Annotated in this window: 20 protein-coding genes; 19 read left to right on the top strand and 1 reads right to left on the bottom strand. The window is 36.9% G+C overall.

Features of this window, described 5'->3' with window-relative positions; genetic code table 11:
- On the top strand, positions 1-304 hold a 304-nt coding region (locus C8P70_RS13915), incomplete at its 5' end, for a hypothetical protein (RefSeq protein WP_208293403.1).
- Between the two features lie 35 nt (positions 305-339).
- Here C8P70_RS13915 and C8P70_RS11585 read toward each other — a convergent pair.
- Complete coding sequence (locus C8P70_RS11585; protein ID WP_243832704.1) at positions 340-738, bottom strand: DUF3408 domain-containing protein; 399 nt, start codon at positions 736-738, stop codon at positions 340-342.
- 544 nt (positions 739-1,282) lie between these two features.
- Between C8P70_RS11585 and mobA the strand changes: the two genes are divergently transcribed.
- The 18 genes from mobA (at position 1,283) to hsdR (ending at position 18,239) form a co-directional block, all read left to right on the top strand.
- Positions 1,283-1,717, top strand: a complete 435-nt coding sequence (gene mobA / locus C8P70_RS11580; protein ID WP_133713479.1) for a conjugal transfer protein MobA — start codon at positions 1,283-1,285, stop codon at positions 1,715-1,717.
- Between the two features lie 4 nt (positions 1,718-1,721).
- A complete protein-coding gene (gene mobB, locus C8P70_RS11575; protein ID WP_133713478.1) occupies positions 1,722-2,987 on the top strand; it encodes a conjugal transfer protein MobB in 1,266 nt (421 codons plus the stop codon).
- 80 nt (positions 2,988-3,067) lie between these two features.
- On the top strand, positions 3,068-3,922 hold the full coding sequence (locus C8P70_RS11570; protein ID WP_133713477.1) for a helix-turn-helix domain-containing protein: 855 nt from the start codon (positions 3,068-3,070) through the stop codon (positions 3,920-3,922).
- Positions 3,923-3,994: 72 nt separating this feature from the next.
- Positions 3,995-4,705, top strand: coding sequence for an FAD-binding oxidoreductase (locus tag C8P70_RS11565; RefSeq protein WP_133713476.1), 711 nt, complete (start codon positions 3,995-3,997; stop codon positions 4,703-4,705).
- A gap of 17 nt (positions 4,706-4,722) precedes the next feature.
- Complete coding sequence (locus C8P70_RS11560) at positions 4,723-5,640, top strand: cation diffusion facilitator family transporter (protein ID WP_133713475.1); 918 nt, start codon at positions 4,723-4,725, stop codon at positions 5,638-5,640.
- Positions 5,641-6,229: 589 nt separating this feature from the next.
- Positions 6,230-6,748: an HD domain-containing protein gene (locus C8P70_RS11550; RefSeq protein WP_133713473.1), complete on the top strand. Its 519-nt coding sequence runs from the start codon at positions 6,230-6,232 to the stop codon at positions 6,746-6,748.
- A gap of 17 nt (positions 6,749-6,765) precedes the next feature.
- Complete coding sequence (locus tag C8P70_RS11545; protein WP_133713472.1) at positions 6,766-7,671, top strand: DUF6268 family outer membrane beta-barrel protein; 906 nt, start codon at positions 6,766-6,768, stop codon at positions 7,669-7,671.
- A 101-nt stretch (positions 7,672-7,772) separates the two neighbouring features.
- On the top strand, positions 7,773-8,306 hold the full coding sequence (locus C8P70_RS11540; protein ID WP_208293402.1) for an AAA family ATPase: 534 nt from the start codon (positions 7,773-7,775) through the stop codon (positions 8,304-8,306).
- Between the two features lie 59 nt (positions 8,307-8,365).
- The gene (locus tag C8P70_RS11535; protein ID WP_133713470.1) at positions 8,366-9,157 is read left to right on the top strand and encodes a helix-turn-helix transcriptional regulator; all 792 of its coding nucleotides are present in this window, start codon (positions 8,366-8,368) and stop codon (positions 9,155-9,157) included.
- A gap of 73 nt (positions 9,158-9,230) precedes the next feature.
- Complete coding sequence (locus tag C8P70_RS11530; protein ID WP_133713469.1) at positions 9,231-9,614, top strand: VOC family protein; 384 nt, start codon at positions 9,231-9,233, stop codon at positions 9,612-9,614.
- Positions 9,615-9,656: 42 nt separating this feature from the next.
- Positions 9,657-10,508: a class I SAM-dependent methyltransferase gene (locus C8P70_RS11525; RefSeq protein ID WP_133713468.1), complete on the top strand. Its 852-nt coding sequence runs from the start codon at positions 9,657-9,659 to the stop codon at positions 10,506-10,508.
- Positions 10,509-10,696: 188 nt separating this feature from the next.
- Complete coding sequence (locus tag C8P70_RS11520) at positions 10,697-11,263, top strand: Crp/Fnr family transcriptional regulator (RefSeq protein WP_013632699.1); 567 nt, start codon at positions 10,697-10,699, stop codon at positions 11,261-11,263.
- A 110-nt stretch (positions 11,264-11,373) separates the two neighbouring features.
- Positions 11,374-11,958: a peptide deformylase gene (gene def / locus C8P70_RS11515; RefSeq protein ID WP_133713467.1), complete on the top strand. Its 585-nt coding sequence runs from the start codon at positions 11,374-11,376 to the stop codon at positions 11,956-11,958.
- A 30-nt stretch (positions 11,959-11,988) separates the two neighbouring features.
- On the top strand, positions 11,989-12,519 hold the full coding sequence (locus tag C8P70_RS11510; protein ID WP_133713466.1) for a GNAT family N-acetyltransferase: 531 nt from the start codon (positions 11,989-11,991) through the stop codon (positions 12,517-12,519).
- 424 nt (positions 12,520-12,943) lie between these two features.
- The gene (locus C8P70_RS11505) at positions 12,944-13,789 is read left to right on the top strand and encodes an RteC domain-containing protein (RefSeq protein WP_133713465.1); all 846 of its coding nucleotides are present in this window, start codon (positions 12,944-12,946) and stop codon (positions 13,787-13,789) included.
- Between the two features lie 238 nt (positions 13,790-14,027).
- A complete protein-coding gene (locus C8P70_RS11500) occupies positions 14,028-14,753 on the top strand; it encodes a DUF6577 family protein (protein WP_133713464.1) in 726 nt (241 codons plus the stop codon).
- Between the two features lie 28 nt (positions 14,754-14,781).
- The gene (locus C8P70_RS11495) at positions 14,782-15,834 is read left to right on the top strand and encodes a nucleotidyl transferase AbiEii/AbiGii toxin family protein (RefSeq protein WP_133713463.1); all 1,053 of its coding nucleotides are present in this window, start codon (positions 14,782-14,784) and stop codon (positions 15,832-15,834) included.
- 11 nt (positions 15,835-15,845) lie between these two features.
- Positions 15,846-18,239, top strand: a complete 2,394-nt coding sequence (gene hsdR, locus C8P70_RS11490) for an EcoAI/FtnUII family type I restriction enzme subunit R (RefSeq protein ID WP_133713462.1) — start codon at positions 15,846-15,848, stop codon at positions 18,237-18,239.
- The last annotated feature ends 1 nt before the right edge of the window (position 18,240 follow it).

Below are 18,240 nucleotides of genomic sequence, written 5' to 3'. Positions count from 1 at the left end.
TGAAAAGAGATTAGCATTTAACAAAACAACAAATCAAGCCCCGAAAAAAAACGGGGCTTTTATTTTGTATTCTTGTACCAAAAAAGAACAAAAAGATAGCAAAGATAAGGCGGACACCCATCGCACCGCCCAACCAAAAGCTTACGGCATAATGGCAGGGCAAAAAAGGTGGCTTCGCCGAATATTTTGTGTTGCCCTGCCACCCTTCGGGATTTATTCCGTTTCCTTTTGGTTTTTCCGCTTGTCCGCCTTGATTGAATGGCTTTCTTTTTTTTCTGTTTTTTTCTTTTGGAAAAAATTTTAAGAGGAAATGCACTACCCACCAACAACGCACCGCTATCAAAACAATGGTTTGTGCTTCTCGTTATAGATTTCCTTAATCAACTCCCCGAACTCCTGAAAATGGTATTCGATAATGTTGTCCAGATACGCATAAATCGTCAGTTTGTCGATACCCATAATATTTGTAAGCCTGTTGAACGTTTCGTGGTGTTCCTGCCGTACATAGACCGATTTGCCTTTGCTTGCCGTAGTGTTCGGGATTTTAAAGAATTGTCCGCAGTAATCCTCTTTCGTCAGCTTCTTTGACTTTGAGGTCGTTCTTTTGGTATTACTTGCAGTAGGTTTTGTATCTTCCGTTTCTACGGATTTTTCGTCTGCGGTAAAGTCGTCCCAATGTGTTACGGCTTGCTGTTCCTGTTGGGTATTTTTCTTGTCGTTACCGATAATCATTTCCATAAAATCCTATTCTTCGGGTTGCTGTTTTTTGTTTTCTTCGTGTATCATATCTATCGTTTTTAATGTTGTTTCAGATTAGCTGAACAGTCAGTTGTATATACTATTGTATCTATTTAAGCATCTATGCACCTGTATATTTCCAATTAGCTGTTTGGTTAGCTAAAAAGCCAACGGATTACAAGCAATTTATTTAGCCTGTTGACTAACTCCGTAGCCAATCAGCCAACTAACCACACAAAGGAAATAAAAGCAATCCCAATCCGCTTAAAGGTGGCAGTCAGTGGCACTATTTGGCGTTCATTGTCGTGTTTGTAAATCGCTGTTATTCAAATAGTCTTCCCGAAATTTGTAAACGGAAGCGGTCGGTTTTTTCGGCTAACTCCAATCCGTTTGCAAAACGGATTTTTCTGAACCCCTGTTCAGAGCAAGTTATCTTTTGAGGTACTCGAAATGAATTTCAGTACCTCAAAAGCACTTGCCCTTGCAGGGGGCTGAAAACCGCTCCGAAGTCGCAGTTTTGGTTTAACATTAAAATGGATTTATTATGGAAGAAAAGAACAGTAAGCAGATTAAAAAGACAGGGAGAAAACCGAAGAACGACCCTGCCGTACATCGGTATTCCATTAACCTGAATGCAGAGGAAAACACCAAGTTCCTTGCCCTGTTTGACCAATCAGGAATGAACGTAAAGGCACATTTCATTACAGCCTGTATCTTTCAGAAGACGGTAAAGACCGTAAAAATTGATATGAATGCGGTAGAATACCACACAGGATTGACCAAATTTTTCGGTCAGTTTCGGGGAATAGCAACCAATTACAATCAGATTGTAAGATTATTGAACGCCAATTTTTCGGAGAAAAAAGCATCTGCATATCTCTATAAATTGGAAAAGCAGACAGCAGAAATGAAAGAACTATTGCTAAAGGTTTTAATTCTTACCGACAGATTTGAAAAGAAATATCTAAATAAAGAGTGAAATTATGATTGCAAAAATCGGAAAAGGGAGCAATATGTACGGAGCGATTTTGTACAATCAGCAGAAAGTGGAAACGGAAAACGGAGCGGTTTTGTTGCTGAACAAGATACCCGACACAATGAATGGCAGGTATTCTGTCGCGTATTTCAATAAATGTTTTGAGCCTTATTTGTCGGCAAACATCAAAACGGAAAAGACAGTACGGCATATTTCATTGAACCCTGACCCGAAAGACAAGGTTAGCGATGAACAGTTTACGGAAATGGCACAGGAATATATGGAGCGTATGGGCTACGGCAATCAACCTTATATTGTTTTCAAACATACGGACATTGACCGAACACATATCCATATCGTTTCGACCTGCGTAGGCATTGACGGAAAGAAAATCCCCGATGATTACGACCACCCACGGTCAATGGCAATCTGTCGGGATTTGGAGCAGAAATACAACCTGCACAAAGCCACCGAGCAGGAGCAGAAACAAGCCAACAAAGTTTTCAGACCTGTGGATTATCAGCGTGGCGATATAAAGAGCCAAATTGCTTCGGTAGTTCGCCATTTGCCAAAGTATTACAGCTTTCCGACTATGGGAAGCTACAATGCCTTATTGTCACTTTTCAATATCACAGCGGAGGAAGTCAAAGGCGAGCGGAACGGTCAGGCGGTAAACGGGTTGGTGTATGTAGCATTGGACGAAAACGGAAACAAGGAAAGCAATCCGTTTAAAGCATCACTTTTCGGAAAAGATGCAGGAGTAACACAACTGCAAAAACACTTTGAACAGTCAAACGAGAAAATGAAAAGCAACCCTGCAAGATTAGTTTTAAAGAATACCGTTGAATTGGCTATACATACCACAAACAGCGAAACGGAGTTTAAAAAGCAACTTGTCGAGCAAGGCATTAATACGGTTGTCCGCAGGAACGACAATGGACGAATTTACGGAATGACTTTTATCGACCACGAGAGCCGTAGTGTTTGGAATGGTTCACAGTTAGACAGAAACCTGTCGGCAAATGTATTCAACGATTGGTGGAACAACGGTAGCAAACCCGAACTGAAAACACAGGACAACCCTGTTTCCAAAATGAATACAATAGATAATCAACAAACAAAAGACCTTTTCGGGTTTATCCCACAGGAACATTTGTCTAATTTTGATATTGGTGGGTTGTTCAGCCTGTTACCCGAGGCACAGGGCGTGGATTACGAGGAAGAACAGTTTGCTAAACGACTGAAGAAAAAGAAGAAAGGGAGGAGGTTGTGAATAGTGCAGATAAATACAATAATTAACCATTTTGGGAGCAATTATTTTTAAATTTGTATGCGATAAAGACTGAAAAGCCAATGCGAAAAAAAACAGAATCCATACCTGTACATTCTCTGCCTGATGAATATAACGCAGGAATTGTCATTGGAAGAATGTCAGCGAAAGATATACCAGTAGAAGAAGCAAGCTATTCACACCGACACGATTTTCATTTTTTCCTTATACAGGAAAAAGGAACAACCACTTTTGAAATTGACTTCCAGAAATGTAACATAAAAAAATCGACTGTTTTATATATCCATCCCAATCAGGTACACCGATTTTTACAAACGAAAGATGTAACAATTTGCGGATTACTCATTAGGAACGAAAATATAAACCCTGAATACCTTTCTTTGTTGGAAGAAATTGCACCTGCGAAACCTTTATTGTTAAAACAAGAAACTGTTTCCGTTATTTCCGAAGCGGTATCACTTTGTATAAAGCTATCTGAACGAAAACACGAAAAACTATATCATTCTCTGTTAAACGGGAGTTGCAATAGTTTAATTGGGCTTATTGTTTCACAGTATTTAATCCAATCAAAACCTATTGACAAGCTGTCACGGTTTGAAATTGTGACCAAAGCCTTTAAGGAATTATTAGAAAGAAATTTTACTACCACCAAACGCCCGGCAGAATACGCACAAAAATTAAACATTTCCGTTCCTTATCTTAATGAATGCGTGAAAAATGTAACAGGAATTTCCGTTTCGCATCACATACAACAACGCATTATTTTAGAAGCCAAACGCCTACTCTATCATTCCGATAAATCGGTAAAAGAAATTGCAACCGAATTGGGCTATGACGATTATCCCTATTTTTCACGCCTGTTTACCAAAGTTGTAGGAATGACTGCATTGGCTTTTCGGGACAAAAACCACGATTAGTCCAATACTTACTTCGTGTGGGCATTGCCAGTCTTAACCTTTCATTGTTCCTTTGCTTTAAAATTTAGAGCAATGATTTCAAGCATACCAAAATGGCTTGCCGATTTATTCGGGAGTTCACTTCGCCCAAACGTCAAAGTTTTGGAAACTCATTACATCAGTTCGCATATAAAGAAAATACGTTTTCAAGGCGACATATCAAAGTGGAGTTTTCAAATTGGCTACGCCAATGTTATTCGTGTTACCGAAACGGAATACAGAAATTATACTGTTGCTTATCACGACAAGAAAAAAGGAATATTTGATATAATCTTTCATATTCACGGCAACGGAGTTGGAAGCCAATATATGGATACTTTAAAGGCGAACGATGAACTGTTTGTCAGTCTGCCAAGAGGAAAAAAATTCTACGAACCTAACGTACAGCAACAATTTATTTTTGGCGATGAAACTTCGTTGGGGCTTGTCTGTTCACTTCTACCACTTTTAAAAAAGCACAAACATCAATTTCACTTCTATTTTGAATTAGACGAAGCAAATAAAAGTGTCCCTGCATTGTTAGACTTAGAAAACTACACGGTATTCCAAAAAAATGGTTCATTCAGAAACGAAAAATGGATAAACGATTTGCCGGTTTTCCAAACAACTGATTGGAAAGAAGCCCGCTTTATTTTGACAGGAAATGTGAAATCGGTTCAAACTTTCAGAAAGGTATTGAAACACAGAAGGACAGGAAAAATATCTTCTCAAGGCTATTGGCTTGAAGGAAAAAAAGGATTGTAAATCAAAATTTCAACACGATGTCGCATACACATAATCATTCTCATAAAAGCAGGCTTTCATTAGCTTTTTGGCTCAATCTTTCATTTTCAATAATAGAACTTATTGGCGGAGTGTTAACTAACTCCACCGCAATAATCGCTGACGCATTTCACGATTTTATAGACGCTGTTGCTATTGGTTTTGCAGTGCTGTTGGAAAAGCTGTCAGGAAAGAAACGGACAGAAGAATTTTCCTATGGATACAGAAGATTTTCTTTATTGTCGGCTTTGACTATGTCTGTTTTCCTGTTAATTGGAGCGGTATTGATGAGCATCAGTGCTTACCGCTCATTCATTAACCCCGAAATAGTAAATGGAAAAGGAATGTTTTGGTTAGCAATTTTAGGCATAACTGTAAATGGCTTTGCTTTTTTGAAAATAAAAAGTTCAAATAGTCACTCACATCATCACGGACACACGCATTCACACGATACCGACTTTAACAGCAAGGCAATAATGCTACACTTGTTGGAAGATGTTTTAGGTTGGGTAGCGGTTCTGATTGGTGCAGTAATAATTCATTTTACAGGTTGGTATTGGATAGACGGTGTATTGGCTTTGGCTATTGCCATTTTCATTGGATATAATGCTACACGAAACCTAATTAGCACAATGAAAGTTTTGTTGCAAGCCGTTCCCAAAAACGTGAATGTGGAAGAGTTGTCTAATGGGCTTATGAAGATTGACGGCATTGAAAACATTCACGACCTGCACATTTGGACTTTGGACGGAAACTATAATATCGGCTCACTACACGTTGTTGTAAATACGATTGGGAAAAACAGGGAAGTTGATATTCTTTCATCTGTTATGCAACTAATGGAAAAATACAAAATCCAGCATCCAACCATACAGATTGAGCCGAATACGACAAATTGCAGGTTTGTAACCTGTTAAAAGAACCGAAAGAAAAAAGGAATTGTAACATTAAATTCAAACAAAGTGATTTATATATTTAAGACTTCGGTATTGACAGAGAATGACATTCAATCATTAAAGCCATATTTGGATAAACTTCCACAAACATTCTGGAACTTTGACCTCGAAGATTGCGACAAAATTTTACGAGTTGAAAGTTTAGAAGAGGTATCAGAGGAAGTAATCATTAGCGTTTTGCAGCAGAGGGGCTTTACTTGCGAAGTGTTGTTGTATTAACAATAAAATTAAAATAGTGCTATAAATCAACTTTATGGAACAATTTTATAACGAAATATTGAACAAATTAGAAACGGCTATCAACAGTTTGGAGATTGATACCGTAAATAAAGAAACCAACTAAAATGGCATCATCATTAAATCATATTATCTCGTAGATATAGCGAAAAGAAAATACAATTTTGTTTTCTTAAAAACCAAAGACCAGGATTAACATCTTGGTCATTGTGCTTTTCAACCAATATCAACCAAAGACACCAAAAAGATTACTTAACATAGGTTCATTGCCTGATTTTTCTATTCTTGAGACCTTAGCAGAAAATAATGTGATATGAAATATAAGGACATAGGAGAATCCGAGAAATTAGACCAAGTAATCAAAGAGATGAAAAATATTTTCAGAACTGTACCATATGGCGTCGATCACACAATGAAGGTGTTAGAAAATACACGGACGATTATTGAAAGAGAAAATGTAGACAGTCAGACTGGTTGTATTATAGAGTTAAGTGCTGTTTTACACGACATAGGTTCTGTGGAAGCATTACGCAAATATGGATCAATGGAGGGACATCTCCAAGAGCAGGAAGGAGTACCAATTGCAAGAAATATATTAAGTGAACATAATTATGAACCATTCGTAATTGAAAGAGTATGTTATATAGTTGGAAACCATCACACGCCTGAAAAAATAGATGGAAAAGATTTTCAGATTCTTTGGGAGGCAGACCTTATTGAAAACATGCAAGTTATGGATTGCACTAAGGACACAGAAACCTTAAGACAATTTGTTTCAAAAAAAATCAAAACACAAGCTGGTAAGGCGCTTGCTTTATGTAAATACAGTTAATCGGGGGAAATTTGGTAATGAAATTTATTATTTTATTTTTCCTGACATTCACGTGTTATGATATAGTTGCTCAAATACAGATACAAGTCAAAACAGAGTATTTAGGAGAATCAAGCTATAGGAAGACCGACGGTAAAACCTATCAAAAAGTGGGAGATGCAAAAGGTTCCGCTGTAATTTATCAAGCGGATGTACACATTCCTCTGTCGGTGAAGCTAAATGAAAAGAATCGTCCTACAATATGGTCGATAAGCGGAAGATTTGCACAGGCGCGATTAAACAATCGTAATTTTGACGAACCTATAGTAACGGATAGAATTATGAATGTTGGCTTGAATCTAAATCATTTACGTCCTTTGAACGATAAATGGTCAATTATGGCAAGTATAGGTGGAGGCACATACATGCCGAGTACAGAGTTTTCCCAAATAAGATTTAAAAACACACTTGGTAGTATGGGAACAGTATTCATATATCATTTAAGGTCAAACTTGGACTTAGGGGTAGGAGCTGCTATCAATAACTCCTTTGGATATCCGATGTTATTTCCAGCACTTTATCTCAATTGGAAAATGGAAAGGAAATATAATGTTGAAATCAATGTTTTGGACGGCTTGGAAATGTGTTTCCGATATGACCTGAACAACATATTCCGATTAAATCTAATCGGGGAGATGAATGGACAAACAGCTCTTTTAGAACAAGATGGAAAAGATAAGATTTTCTCGCATGCTTATATAATAGGAGGTGTTCGTCCAGAGATAAAAATTGGCGACAACATATTCTTAAATGTCACGGCCGGAGTTAACGCTTGGAGACCATCGCAAGTGACTGAAAGAACGATAAAAAGTATATTCAAAAAACAACAGTACTACTTTAAGGCTTCGCCCTACGTTGCTACGCAGTTAAAAATAGTGTTATGAATAATATAGGCTGATAACAAGCTGAGAGATTAAGTAAAAAATGAAATCTAAAACTTGTTATGGGTTTAACGAGAAATTTACAAAAAAAAGACCCTTATAATATGATATATACAGAAAATGAAGTGTTCGACTTAATTCTAAACTGTGAGCATATGCCCAAAGTCGTTCTCATGTGTGGACTGTCAGGATCCGGAAAAACCACATTCGCAAAACAGTTAGAATGTTATGGTTTTCATAGGCTATCGGTCGATGAAGAAATATGGAATAACTATGGTCAGTTCGGAATAGATTATGCTGAAGAAGAATATGATAAGCTATCAGCTTTAGCAGAAAAGGCACTGTTTATTCAGTTTTTGGAACTTCTAAAATCCAAACGGAATATAGTAGTAGACTTTAGCTTTTGGCAAAAGGAAAAGCGTAACGAGTTTAAGCGGATAGTGGAAACAAACCACGGAAAGTGGTTTCTTGTTTATATGAACCCTCCTATTTCGGCAATAAAAAACAGACTGAAAATTAGAAATAAAACTTTTGAGGCAAATGCCGCTTTTCCGATTACAGATTTCATCCTAAACAAATATATAGATGGCTTTCAAATTCCCGAACAAGAGAATCAATTGGAAATTGTATCTATATAAACACAGAAGGGTTGGGATGATTGTGCTTAATTTTGCTAAATTTGTTAGAAAACCTCAGGATGGATATCAAAATAATACAGCCTGTGCCACCCCTCCGAAAGCATATTCGTTTTTTCTTTATAATGGAAAATACGAGCACTGCTTTTATTGGAAAATTCAAAATAATTCCCGAGGGCGTACCCGGTATGATTTTTCAGGAAAATCCCACGGTCTTTTACGATAAAGACAAGCAAACATTACCCCAATCTTTCTTATTTGGGCAAGCTACTCAGTACTCACAGCTTACGGCAACGGGTAGTTTTCGAAATATTGGCGTCAGTTTCCAACCCGCAGCTTTAAGAACTGTTTTCAGAATAGAAGCAATTGAATTAACGCAACGACACATTGACATCAATGATTTAGTTAAAACCACTATAAATGACCAACTTCTAAATACACAAACATTAGAACAAAAAATAGCGGTTTTAGAACATTTTTTCTTACAACAAACAACAGACTGTAAAGGTGAAAATGATAAAGTAAAATTTGCGTTAAACCAGTTTCAAAAAGGTCAGGAATTAAAACAGGTGCAAGCCGATTTGAGAATATCAGAACGCTCGTTAGAACGTCTGTTTAAATCATATATAGGCATTTCCCCAAAGTTGTATTCAAGAATCTGTCGCTTTCAGTCAGCTTTAAAAACGCTAAGAACGGCTAACTTTAATGCTCTTACGGAAATAGCCTATTTAGAGAATTATTTTGACCAATCTCATTTTATCAGAGATTTTAAATATTTTACAGGCACGACTCCAAAGTCATTTCTTCTTAATGCAAACGAACAATTGCCCAATTTTCCGGAATTGAAGTTTTAGTACTGTCGGTTTTATCCAATTTTCAAAAAACGGGGAACTTTAACTTTGTTGAATTAATCAAAAACAGTTTAAAATGAAACGAGTAATTGATTGGTTTGAAATTTATACATCCGATTTTGACAGGGCAAAGAAATTTTACACAACAGTATTTGACTGCGGATTTAAGGAAACGACAGTGAACAATGAAAGACACAGCCAAATGAGATATGCCATTTTTGAAAGCAGTGAAAACAAGCAAGAGATTGGCGGTGCGCTTGTTAGAATGGATGAAGCAAAACCCGGTATTGGCGGTGTTTTAATTTATTTTGCAACCGAAGAAATCAATACAGTATTAAACTGTGTTGAAGCTGCAGGTGGAAAAATTATTCGTCGGAAGTTGAACGTGGGGGATTTTGGTTCTATTGCTTTAATAGAAGATACAGAGGGGAATATGATTGGATTACATGCTAAAAAATAGCTTCATTATAATTGCACTTGATATTAATAATAAAATAAGGAAATGGGAAGAGATAAAGTCATAAAGCCGGATAATACCGCAGTAAGAACCGCATTATGGAGAGCGTTACACGTTCAGACAGATGCAAAACCTCATATACTTGAAGATGAAATAGGATTCAAGTTAATTGCACCTGATGATGATTGGCAGGAACGGCCTGACATGAAATATACCAAGCGGTTGCGGGCTTCTATCGTAGCCCGTTCACGTTTTATTGAAGATATAGCTAAAGGGCAAATTGAAAAAGGAGTAAAACAATACGTTTTGCTTGGTGCAGGATTGGATAGTTTTGCCCAACGGAACACGGCCATAAGTTCCTATGTTGATATTTATGAAATTGACCAGCACGATACTTTGACTTGGAAAGAAGAAAAGCTGATTGAAAACGGCTATAAAATCCCCGGCAATCTTCACTTTGTACCTGTCGATTTTGAAATCTCATCTTGGTGGGACGAGCTATTAAATAAAGGTTTTAATGTTGAACAAAGGGCTTTTGTATCTTGTATCGGTGTTACGCTTTATCTTACCAAAGAAGCGATTACCGACACACTGCAAAAAATGACTTTGCTTGCACCTGGTTCTACTATTGCAATGGCCTTTTATCTGCCATTGGAATTACTTGATGAAGAAGACAAGCCATTAATGGAAATGTCGATAAAAGGAGCGGCAGCTTCAGGTACTCCTTTTGTAAGTTTTTTTTCGGTTGAAGAAATTATAAAACTCGCTGAAAAAGTAGGTTTAAAAGAAATACAGACAATCTCCACAAAAGATATGACGGAAAAATACTTTAAGAACAGAACCGACAACCTTCTACCAGCAAGCGGAGAATTTTTTTTAGTGGCAAAGACCTTATAAAACATGAAAAAGAATAGTTCCTTGCAACCAATATGTAGTGATATAAAATGGCTGAAAGCAATGTTTTTGCTGGTGTTTTACCGTAGGTTAACATAGTTATGAGATATCCGCACAAAAACCGGTTTATTATAAAAATGCTAAATTTGTATTTCCTTTCTTTAAAGACAGACTAAAAAGAGAATATTTTTATGGGGCACATCAGAGAATACTACGAGCGGATACTAAAATTACAGGAAACAGAATGGGAATTTATAGCTTCCCACTTTGACAGGAGGGTTTTTGCCAAAAACGAAACCATCACACGACAGGGCGAAACAGAAAAGTACCTTTCCTTTGTAGAAACAGGCATCGTTCGATTTTATATTCCAGATGATGAAAACGAACTGACTTTTAATTTCTGTTTTGATAAAGAATTTACCTGTGCTTACAATTCATTCCTGACCCAGACACCATCTGAATACGAATTGCAGGCATTGACGGAAACCGTGGTTTGGCAAATATCTTATGATGATTTGCAAAAAGTATATGCAGAGACCAAAGCAGGAAACTATTTAGGGCGTTTTGTGTCGGAGAAACTGTTTTTGCAAAAAAGCAAAAGAGAATTGTCGCTTTTAAAACATACAGCCAAAGAACGGTATCTAAACCTGTTCAATGAGCAACCTGATATTTTAAAATTCATTCCGTTAAAATACGTTGCTTCCTATATCGGGATAACACCACAGGCTTTGAGCCGGATACGCAGACAAATTGCATAGCAATCACAAACATCGTTGAAAATCAACGGAATCCGTGCGCAAATACTTAACATAGGTTCATTGCCTACCATGTTTATTCTTTGGAAATTTGTTGAAAAATCCAAAGAATAATGAAACGATCCATCTTAGCATACGGACACCATATCTTAAAACAGAAATGCAACGACATCGAAAAGGATTATCCTGAACTGGATAAATTAATTGCCGATATGTGGGAAACTATGGAAAATGCCAATGGTTGCGGATTGGCATCACCACAGATAGGACTTCCGGTTAGATTGTTTATCGTGGACAGTAAATCAACTTTTGATAACCTCGGAGAAGAAGAGAGAAAGTTTTATTTCCCCCAAGATGATAAAGGCATAATGGAAACTTTCATCAATGCCAAAATCATCCAACGGTCTGAAGAACTTTGGGAAGACGAAGAGGGCTGTTTAAGTATTCCAAATTTATTCTACAAAGTAAAGCGGAATTGGGCGATAACGATTGAATATTATAATCGGAATTTTAAAAAGCAAATCCGTACATTCAGTGGAACGACCGCGCGAATGATACAACACGAATACGACCATACCGAGGGAGTTCTCTATCTCGATTATCTCAAACCTTTGACAAAAAGGCTTATGGCTTCCAAACTTCAAAAAATCCTAAAAGGTCAAATTGTACCGACCTATCCCATGAACTTTATACGATAGAAAAAGCAGCCATCTTAAACATACTTACTTATGATAAATATTAGAAAAGCCGACATAGATGACGTGATAACTATTTCAAAATTGGGACGTATAACATTTTCAGATACGTTTGAGTCTTTTTTCAACGACAAGAACGACCTGTTGGATTACTTGGAAGACATTTTTTCGGAAAAAAGGATTCACGACAGTATACTAAAAGCGGAATCCATTTATTGGATTGCTTTCTACGATAGTATTCCTGTTGGTTATGCGAAAGTTAAACTGGACTTCACAAGCCAATTGATAATCCCACCAAATACGTGCTATCTTGATAAGATTTATGTCGTAAAAAAATTTATAAGCAAAGGAATCGGTAAAGAACTGCATAAAATTTTAATGCAAGAAATAATTGCTTTGAAATATCAGCGTATTTGGCTCTCTGTATTAAAAGAGAATCAAAATGCAATAAATTTTTATCACAAAAAGGGCTATCAGATAATAAGTCAGTATTCACAAAACATTGGTTCTCAGAAATTCGACTTTTTTGTAATGGCACTGAATTTAGACGAAAAAGCTACATGAATTTGCATACGGGGGCGCTGTTTGTAACTTCTATTTTGTCCATTCATCCTTGAGATAAATAAGTTGCTATTGAAGTTGTTTCGAAACTCCGGTTTGATAAACAGAAACATGAAAACAGTAGAAAATTTTAGCACAGTACAACACTGTCTACAAAATTAACTTCGACCTTGAAGACGAAGAAAATATCCTTAGGATTGAGGCTAATAAAATTGAGGTTGAAACTGCCGATATAATCAAGTATATAATTGAATGAGGTATAACTGTAAGCGAATAGAACAACTTTTAGCGAATTCTTATGTAATAATTTTCAAAGAAATATTCAACAGATTGAAAACTGATACCCCGTAACAATGCTTGTTGGGTTTGTCAGTGATTACAATGATGAAAGTTGTCTATTAGAAAATAAGAGATTAGACAAAGTGAAATGACATCTTCATTAAATCATATCATCTCGGAGATACAGCGAAAAGAAAATGCTATTTCGCTGTCTGCATCTAATGCAATTGATGAAGCATATCAAACGACGATATACCTGCAAGAATACTTATGGTCAATAAGAGAGGATATTACCAAGCAGGGCTTTAAAAACCATTGGGAGGAAATCAATTTCTTTCGCAACATTAAGCCATACATTCTCTCCAAACTCATTTACCACAATAAAATATTTCGCATACAGACAGCTTGTCCTGTTGATGGAGGAAAGATGTACGCAAGTTATTTTTCAGAACAATTAAGGGAATTAAAACAGGAATACAGGGAGCATATCTATAATTCGGACTTTTACCGATATTATCGCTCAGGAAGAACCGATCGTGATGAAACTTACTTTAGGTTGGGCAACATCAATTTCCACGACGGCTTGAATAGTTTTGTCTTTGAAATTGACCCATTGTTTTCAACCTATTATGATAATAAAGTGGCTCGGATAATAGCCAACGAACTACTCTATACCTACATTCTCCAAAAAATTAATGATGATGAAATAACAGGTTCTCTTTCTGCAAGGGATATTTCATCCGATGGTATTCTTTGGACGGATAGCAAAAATGCCTTGATAGAATTGATTTATGCGCTGTATGCGAATGGCTCTCTTTCTTATGGTAAAGTAGGAATACGTAAAGTCAGTCTGGTGTTGGAAAAACTGTTTCAGATTACCTTAGGGGATTTGCATAATGCTTTCCACCGAATGAAATATCGTGCCAATTCACGAACCGCATTTTTAGACCAACTGAAATCTTCTTTAGAAGAGTATATGGAGAAGGATTTGTAGAGGTATTAAAAAACAAACAAAAAGGGAAGCAAATATAACGGATAGCGATAACTGCACACGCATAATGGCTTCGCCACCCTTCGGGACTTACAGTGCTTCGTTATCTTATATCCGTTAGCATAAAGGCTTTCTTTTTTTTCTGTTCTTTTCAAAGTTGTGCAGATATATAACTTTGATAAAAAATGAGTTTTGTGCCAAACTTATATAAAATAATCGTACATTTACAATAAAAAATATTTTGGCAGAAACGTTAGAAAAACATATTCGTCGTTATTTCAAGAGAAGCGAGAAACTTCCCAAGCAGGAACTTGTTGGTTCAATCAAAAAAGATTTTCCCAAATGGTCTGACAATACCATTAATATGTATCTGTCCAAGCTGAAAAAAGAGGGAGTAATCAATTCTCCGTCCAGAGGAATTTATGAATTGGATAGTCTTACTCCTTTTCAGCCTAATATTTCAATTACGCTAAAAAGAATATTCAATAAGATAAAGCGAGAATTTCCTTATATCAATTTTTGTATTTGGGATTCGGCGTGGTTGAATGATTTTATGCGTCACCAGCCATTTAAACATTATGTTATTGTAGAAGTAGAAAAAGATGCGTCCGAATCTGTATTTACCTTTCTAACAGAAAGCAATAAAAACGTTTTCTTTAATCCTGATGAGGAAATATTTGACCGTTACATTCATAACCAAGATGAAGTCCTTATTGTGAAGAATATGGTTTCTGAGTCTCCTTTGATAGAAAAAGAGAAAATTGTTATTCCTGCACTGGAAAAGTTATTGGTGGATATGTTGATTGAAACAGCACTTTTTTCGGCACAGCAAAATGAAAAAGAATTTATTATGCGGAGTGTATTTCAGAAATACACTTTAAACGAATTAAAGATGCGTAGATATGCCGTCCGAAGAAATAGAGAAGATGAAATTGAAAAACTGATAAATATAAGTTTGGCAAAATAACTTTATTTATGCCAATAGTATATAAATTATGATAGGCACAAAATCATATACAATTGAATGGATTACCGACTTACGAAGCAAGTTGGGTAAACGCATAGACCCAAAACTGATTGAAAAAGTAATATACGCTTTAACACTTTTGGAACAACTGCAATTGAATAATCTGAATTTTGTGTTTAAAGGCGGAACGGCTCTCCTTTTAGCTACGGAAACACCTAAGCGGTTTTCAATAGATATTGACATCATTACAGAAGAACCTGAGGATAAAATCGAGGCGATTTTAGAGACGATTAGCCAATTAGAAATGTTTATCCGTTGGGAAGATGATAACGACCGAAAGCATACTCCTGATGCACCTATCGGACATTTCAAGATTTTCTATAAAAGTGTGATAGATGGTCACGAAGAACCTATATTATTGGATTTGTTATACACGCCTAATCCATATCCTGAAACAAAAGAATATCCAATAAATCATAGTTGGTTAGCCACGTTGGGAAAAGATACGATAGTTGTATTGCCAACGTTTGAGGCTATTTTGGGAGATAAGCTTACGGCTTTTGCACCCAAAACCACAGGCATATTATATTCAAAAAATCGTCCTGTCGAAATAATTAAACAGTTGTATGATATTGGTTTTTTGTTTGACCAAATAACTAATCTCAATGTAGTAAAAGAAAGTTATTCGAGAGTAGTACAGGAAGAAATCGGCTATCGGAAATTAGATACGGATACTGAGGAAGTACTAAAAGACACTTGGTTGGCTTGTTACACATTGGCAGAAAGAGATATGAAATCCGATGAGTTCAAACACCTGCAATTGGGCATTAAGAATTTCACGAATTTCATTATTGACCGCTTTTCAATAGAAGAAGCCATCACAGCATCCGCTAAAGTTGCTTATCTGACTTCATTACTGAATAAAGGAAATCAGGAAATAGAAAGGTTTAAAAATCCATTGGAAATTAAGGATTGGCTGATTGAACACCCAACCTACAATAAATTAAACAAGTTAAAGAAGACCAATCCGGAAGCTTTTTTCTATTGGTATAAGGCAATAAAGAAAATGATGAATTTATAATTTGGGGAATCATGAACAAACGAACTTTATCAGAAAGAGATATATGCACCAAGTTCATTACTCCTGCTTTGGAAAAGGCAGGCTGGGATAAACAATTACAAATATTGGAAGAAGTATCTTTTACCGATGGTAAAATCTATGTTCGTGGTAAAATCACAGCAAGAGGAACAAGAAAACGAGCCGACTATATTCTATATTACAAACCGAATATTCCAATTGCTATTATTGAAGCAAAAGACAACAATCATTCCGTAAGAGCTGGAATACAACAAGGGCTCGACTATGCCCAGATTTTAGACATTCCCTGTGTTTTCAGCAGCAATGGAGATGGATTTTTATTTCACGACCGCACAGCCACAGATGGAAACATTGAAAAAGAAATTGGTTTAGACGAGTTCCCAACTCCCGAACAGCTTTGGCAGAAATACAAAAAATATAAAGGCATTGAAACGCCCGAAGCAGAGAAAATCGTTTCGCAAGACTATTTCTTTGACGGTACAAACCGCAAACCAAGATACTACCAACAAATTGCCGTAAACAGAACCGTTGAAGCCATTGCCAACGGACAGAACAGAATTCTGCTCGTAATGGCAACAGGAACAGGTAAGACTTACACTGCTTTTCAAATCATCCACCGACTCTGGAAAAGCGGAGCAAAAAAACGCATTCTGTTTTTGGCTGACAGAAACGCCTTGATTGACCAGACACGCAGAGGCGACTTCAAACATTTCAAGGATAAAATGACAGTGGTAAAACACAGGCAGATTGACAAGAGTTTTGAAATCTACTTGGCACTTTATCAAGGTCTTTCAGGAACAGACGAAGCAACCAATGTTTACAAACAGTTTTCAAGAGATTTCTTTGACCTGATTATAATTGATGAGTGCCACAGAGGAAGTGCTAAGGACGACAGCAGTTGGCGAGAGATTTTAACCTATTTCCAAAACGCTACACATATCGGCTTGACCGCAACACCAAAGGAAACCAACGAAGCGAGTAATTCAGAATACTTTGGCGACCCGGTTTATACGTATTCGCTAAAACAAGGAATTGACGATGGTTTCTTGGCTCCTTATCGGGTGGTGCGTATAGCTTTGAATGTGGATGCAGAAGGATGGCGACCCGACCAAGGGAAAACCGACAAAGACGGAAACGAAATTGAAGACCGCATTTATAACCGCAAGGATTTTGATAAAAACTTGGTGATTGAAGAACGGACGGATGCAGTTGCCAAGAAGCTAACAGAGTTTTTGAAAGGTTATGACCGTTTTGCCAAAACGATTGTGTTTTGTGTGGACATAGACCACGCTGAACGAATGCGAACTGCATTAGCCCGACACAATCCTGATTTGGTTGCGGAGAATTACAAATACATAATGCAGATTACGGGCGACAATGACGAAGGCAAACGAGAGTTGGACAACTTTATCAATCCCGAAGAAAAATATCCTGTAATTGCCACCACTTCCGAATTGATGACCACAGGTGTTGATGCTCAAACCTGCAAAGTGATTGTATTGGACAGCAACATCAATTCAATGACCAAGTTCAAGCAAATTATCGGTAGAGGAACACGGATCAATGAAGAATACGGCAAACTGTATTTTACGATTTTGGATTTCAGAAATGCGACAGACCTTTTTGCAGACCCACAATTTGACGGTGACCCAATCAGAATTAAACCTGTTACCGAAGCAATAGACTTAGGAGATATTATTGACGAGGAAGAAGAAAACACAGAACCAATTATTGACATTGAAACAGGAGAAGAAATTGAGATTACTCTGCCCGAAATTCGTTATCCTGAACAGGAATTTCCGCCATCAACAGCAAATGAACCAAGGCGAAAGGTTTATGTGAATGGTGTTGATGTTTCTGTTTTGATTAGCCGTGAATTGCATTTCGATCAACACGGAAAACCCATTACAACAAGTCTGAAAGACCACACCAAAGAAATCATAAAAGAGCAATTTGCGTCCTTAGATGATTTTCTAAACAAGTGGAAAGGTTCAGAACGTAAGGAAGCTATCATAGCGGAATTAGTAGAACAGGGCGTAATGGTGGAGGCATTGTATGAAGCCGTTGACAAGCAAGTGGATTTGTTTGATTTAATCTGCCACGTTGCGTATGACCAACCACCAATGACAAGAAAAGAACGGGCAAACAATGTGAAGAAACGCAACTACTTCACCAAATATGGCGACCAAGCCCGTAAAGTATTAGAAGCATTACTCGACAAATACGCTGACCAAGGTATTGAAAACATAGAGAACATTCAAATTTTGACTGTTCCGCCAATTAATGAATTTGGTTCGGTAACCGAAATCATCAAAGCATTTGGCAGTCGTGAAGAATATGAGAAAGCCATCAAAGAATTAGAAAACGAATTATACAAAGTAGCATAGA

This window comes from Myroides indicus (assembly GCF_004364575.1).
GTDB classification, from domain to species: Bacteria; Bacteroidota; Bacteroidia; order Flavobacteriales; family Flavobacteriaceae; genus Flavobacterium; species Flavobacterium indicum_A.
The sequence above is the reverse complement of the archived record's forward strand: the minus strand, read 5'-3'. Positions and strand labels throughout refer to the sequence as shown.

What these genes read in the sequence shown, in the direction of transcription:
- C8P70_RS11585 (WP_243832704.1), bottom strand. Translation starts at nt 738, where the DNA reads ATGGAAATGATTATCGGTAACGACAAGAAAAATACCCAACAGGAACAG.
- mobA (WP_133713479.1), top strand. Translation starts at nt 1,283, where the DNA reads ATGGAAGAAAAGAACAGTAAGCAGATTAAAAAGACAGGGAGAAAACCG.
- mobB (WP_133713478.1), top strand. Translation starts at nt 1,722, where the DNA reads ATGATTGCAAAAATCGGAAAAGGGAGCAATATGTACGGAGCGATTTTG.
- C8P70_RS11570 (WP_133713477.1), top strand. Translation starts at nt 3,068, where the DNA reads ATGCGAAAAAAAACAGAATCCATACCTGTACATTCTCTGCCTGATGAA.
- C8P70_RS11565 (WP_133713476.1), top strand. Translation starts at nt 3,995, where the DNA reads ATGATTTCAAGCATACCAAAATGGCTTGCCGATTTATTCGGGAGTTCA.
- C8P70_RS11560 (WP_133713475.1), top strand. Translation starts at nt 4,723, where the DNA reads ATGTCGCATACACATAATCATTCTCATAAAAGCAGGCTTTCATTAGCT.
- C8P70_RS11550 (WP_133713473.1), top strand. Translation starts at nt 6,230, where the DNA reads ATGAAATATAAGGACATAGGAGAATCCGAGAAATTAGACCAAGTAATC.
- C8P70_RS11545 (WP_133713472.1), top strand. Translation starts at nt 6,766, where the DNA reads ATGAAATTTATTATTTTATTTTTCCTGACATTCACGTGTTATGATATA.
- C8P70_RS11540 (WP_208293402.1), top strand. Translation starts at nt 7,773, where the DNA reads ATGATATATACAGAAAATGAAGTGTTCGACTTAATTCTAAACTGTGAG.
- C8P70_RS11535 (WP_133713470.1), top strand. Translation starts at nt 8,366, where the DNA reads ATGGATATCAAAATAATACAGCCTGTGCCACCCCTCCGAAAGCATATT.
- C8P70_RS11530 (WP_133713469.1), top strand. Translation starts at nt 9,231, where the DNA reads ATGAAACGAGTAATTGATTGGTTTGAAATTTATACATCCGATTTTGAC.
- C8P70_RS11525 (WP_133713468.1), top strand. Translation starts at nt 9,657, where the DNA reads ATGGGAAGAGATAAAGTCATAAAGCCGGATAATACCGCAGTAAGAACC.
- C8P70_RS11520 (WP_013632699.1), top strand. Translation starts at nt 10,697, where the DNA reads ATGGGGCACATCAGAGAATACTACGAGCGGATACTAAAATTACAGGAA.
- def (WP_133713467.1), top strand. Translation starts at nt 11,374, where the DNA reads ATGAAACGATCCATCTTAGCATACGGACACCATATCTTAAAACAGAAA.
- C8P70_RS11510 (WP_133713466.1), top strand. Translation starts at nt 11,989, where the DNA reads ATGATAAATATTAGAAAAGCCGACATAGATGACGTGATAACTATTTCA.
- C8P70_RS11505 (WP_133713465.1), top strand. Translation starts at nt 12,944, where the DNA reads ATGACATCTTCATTAAATCATATCATCTCGGAGATACAGCGAAAAGAA.
- C8P70_RS11495 (WP_133713463.1), top strand. Translation starts at nt 14,782, where the DNA reads ATGATAGGCACAAAATCATATACAATTGAATGGATTACCGACTTACGA.
- hsdR (WP_133713462.1), top strand. Translation starts at nt 15,846, where the DNA reads ATGAACAAACGAACTTTATCAGAAAGAGATATATGCACCAAGTTCATT.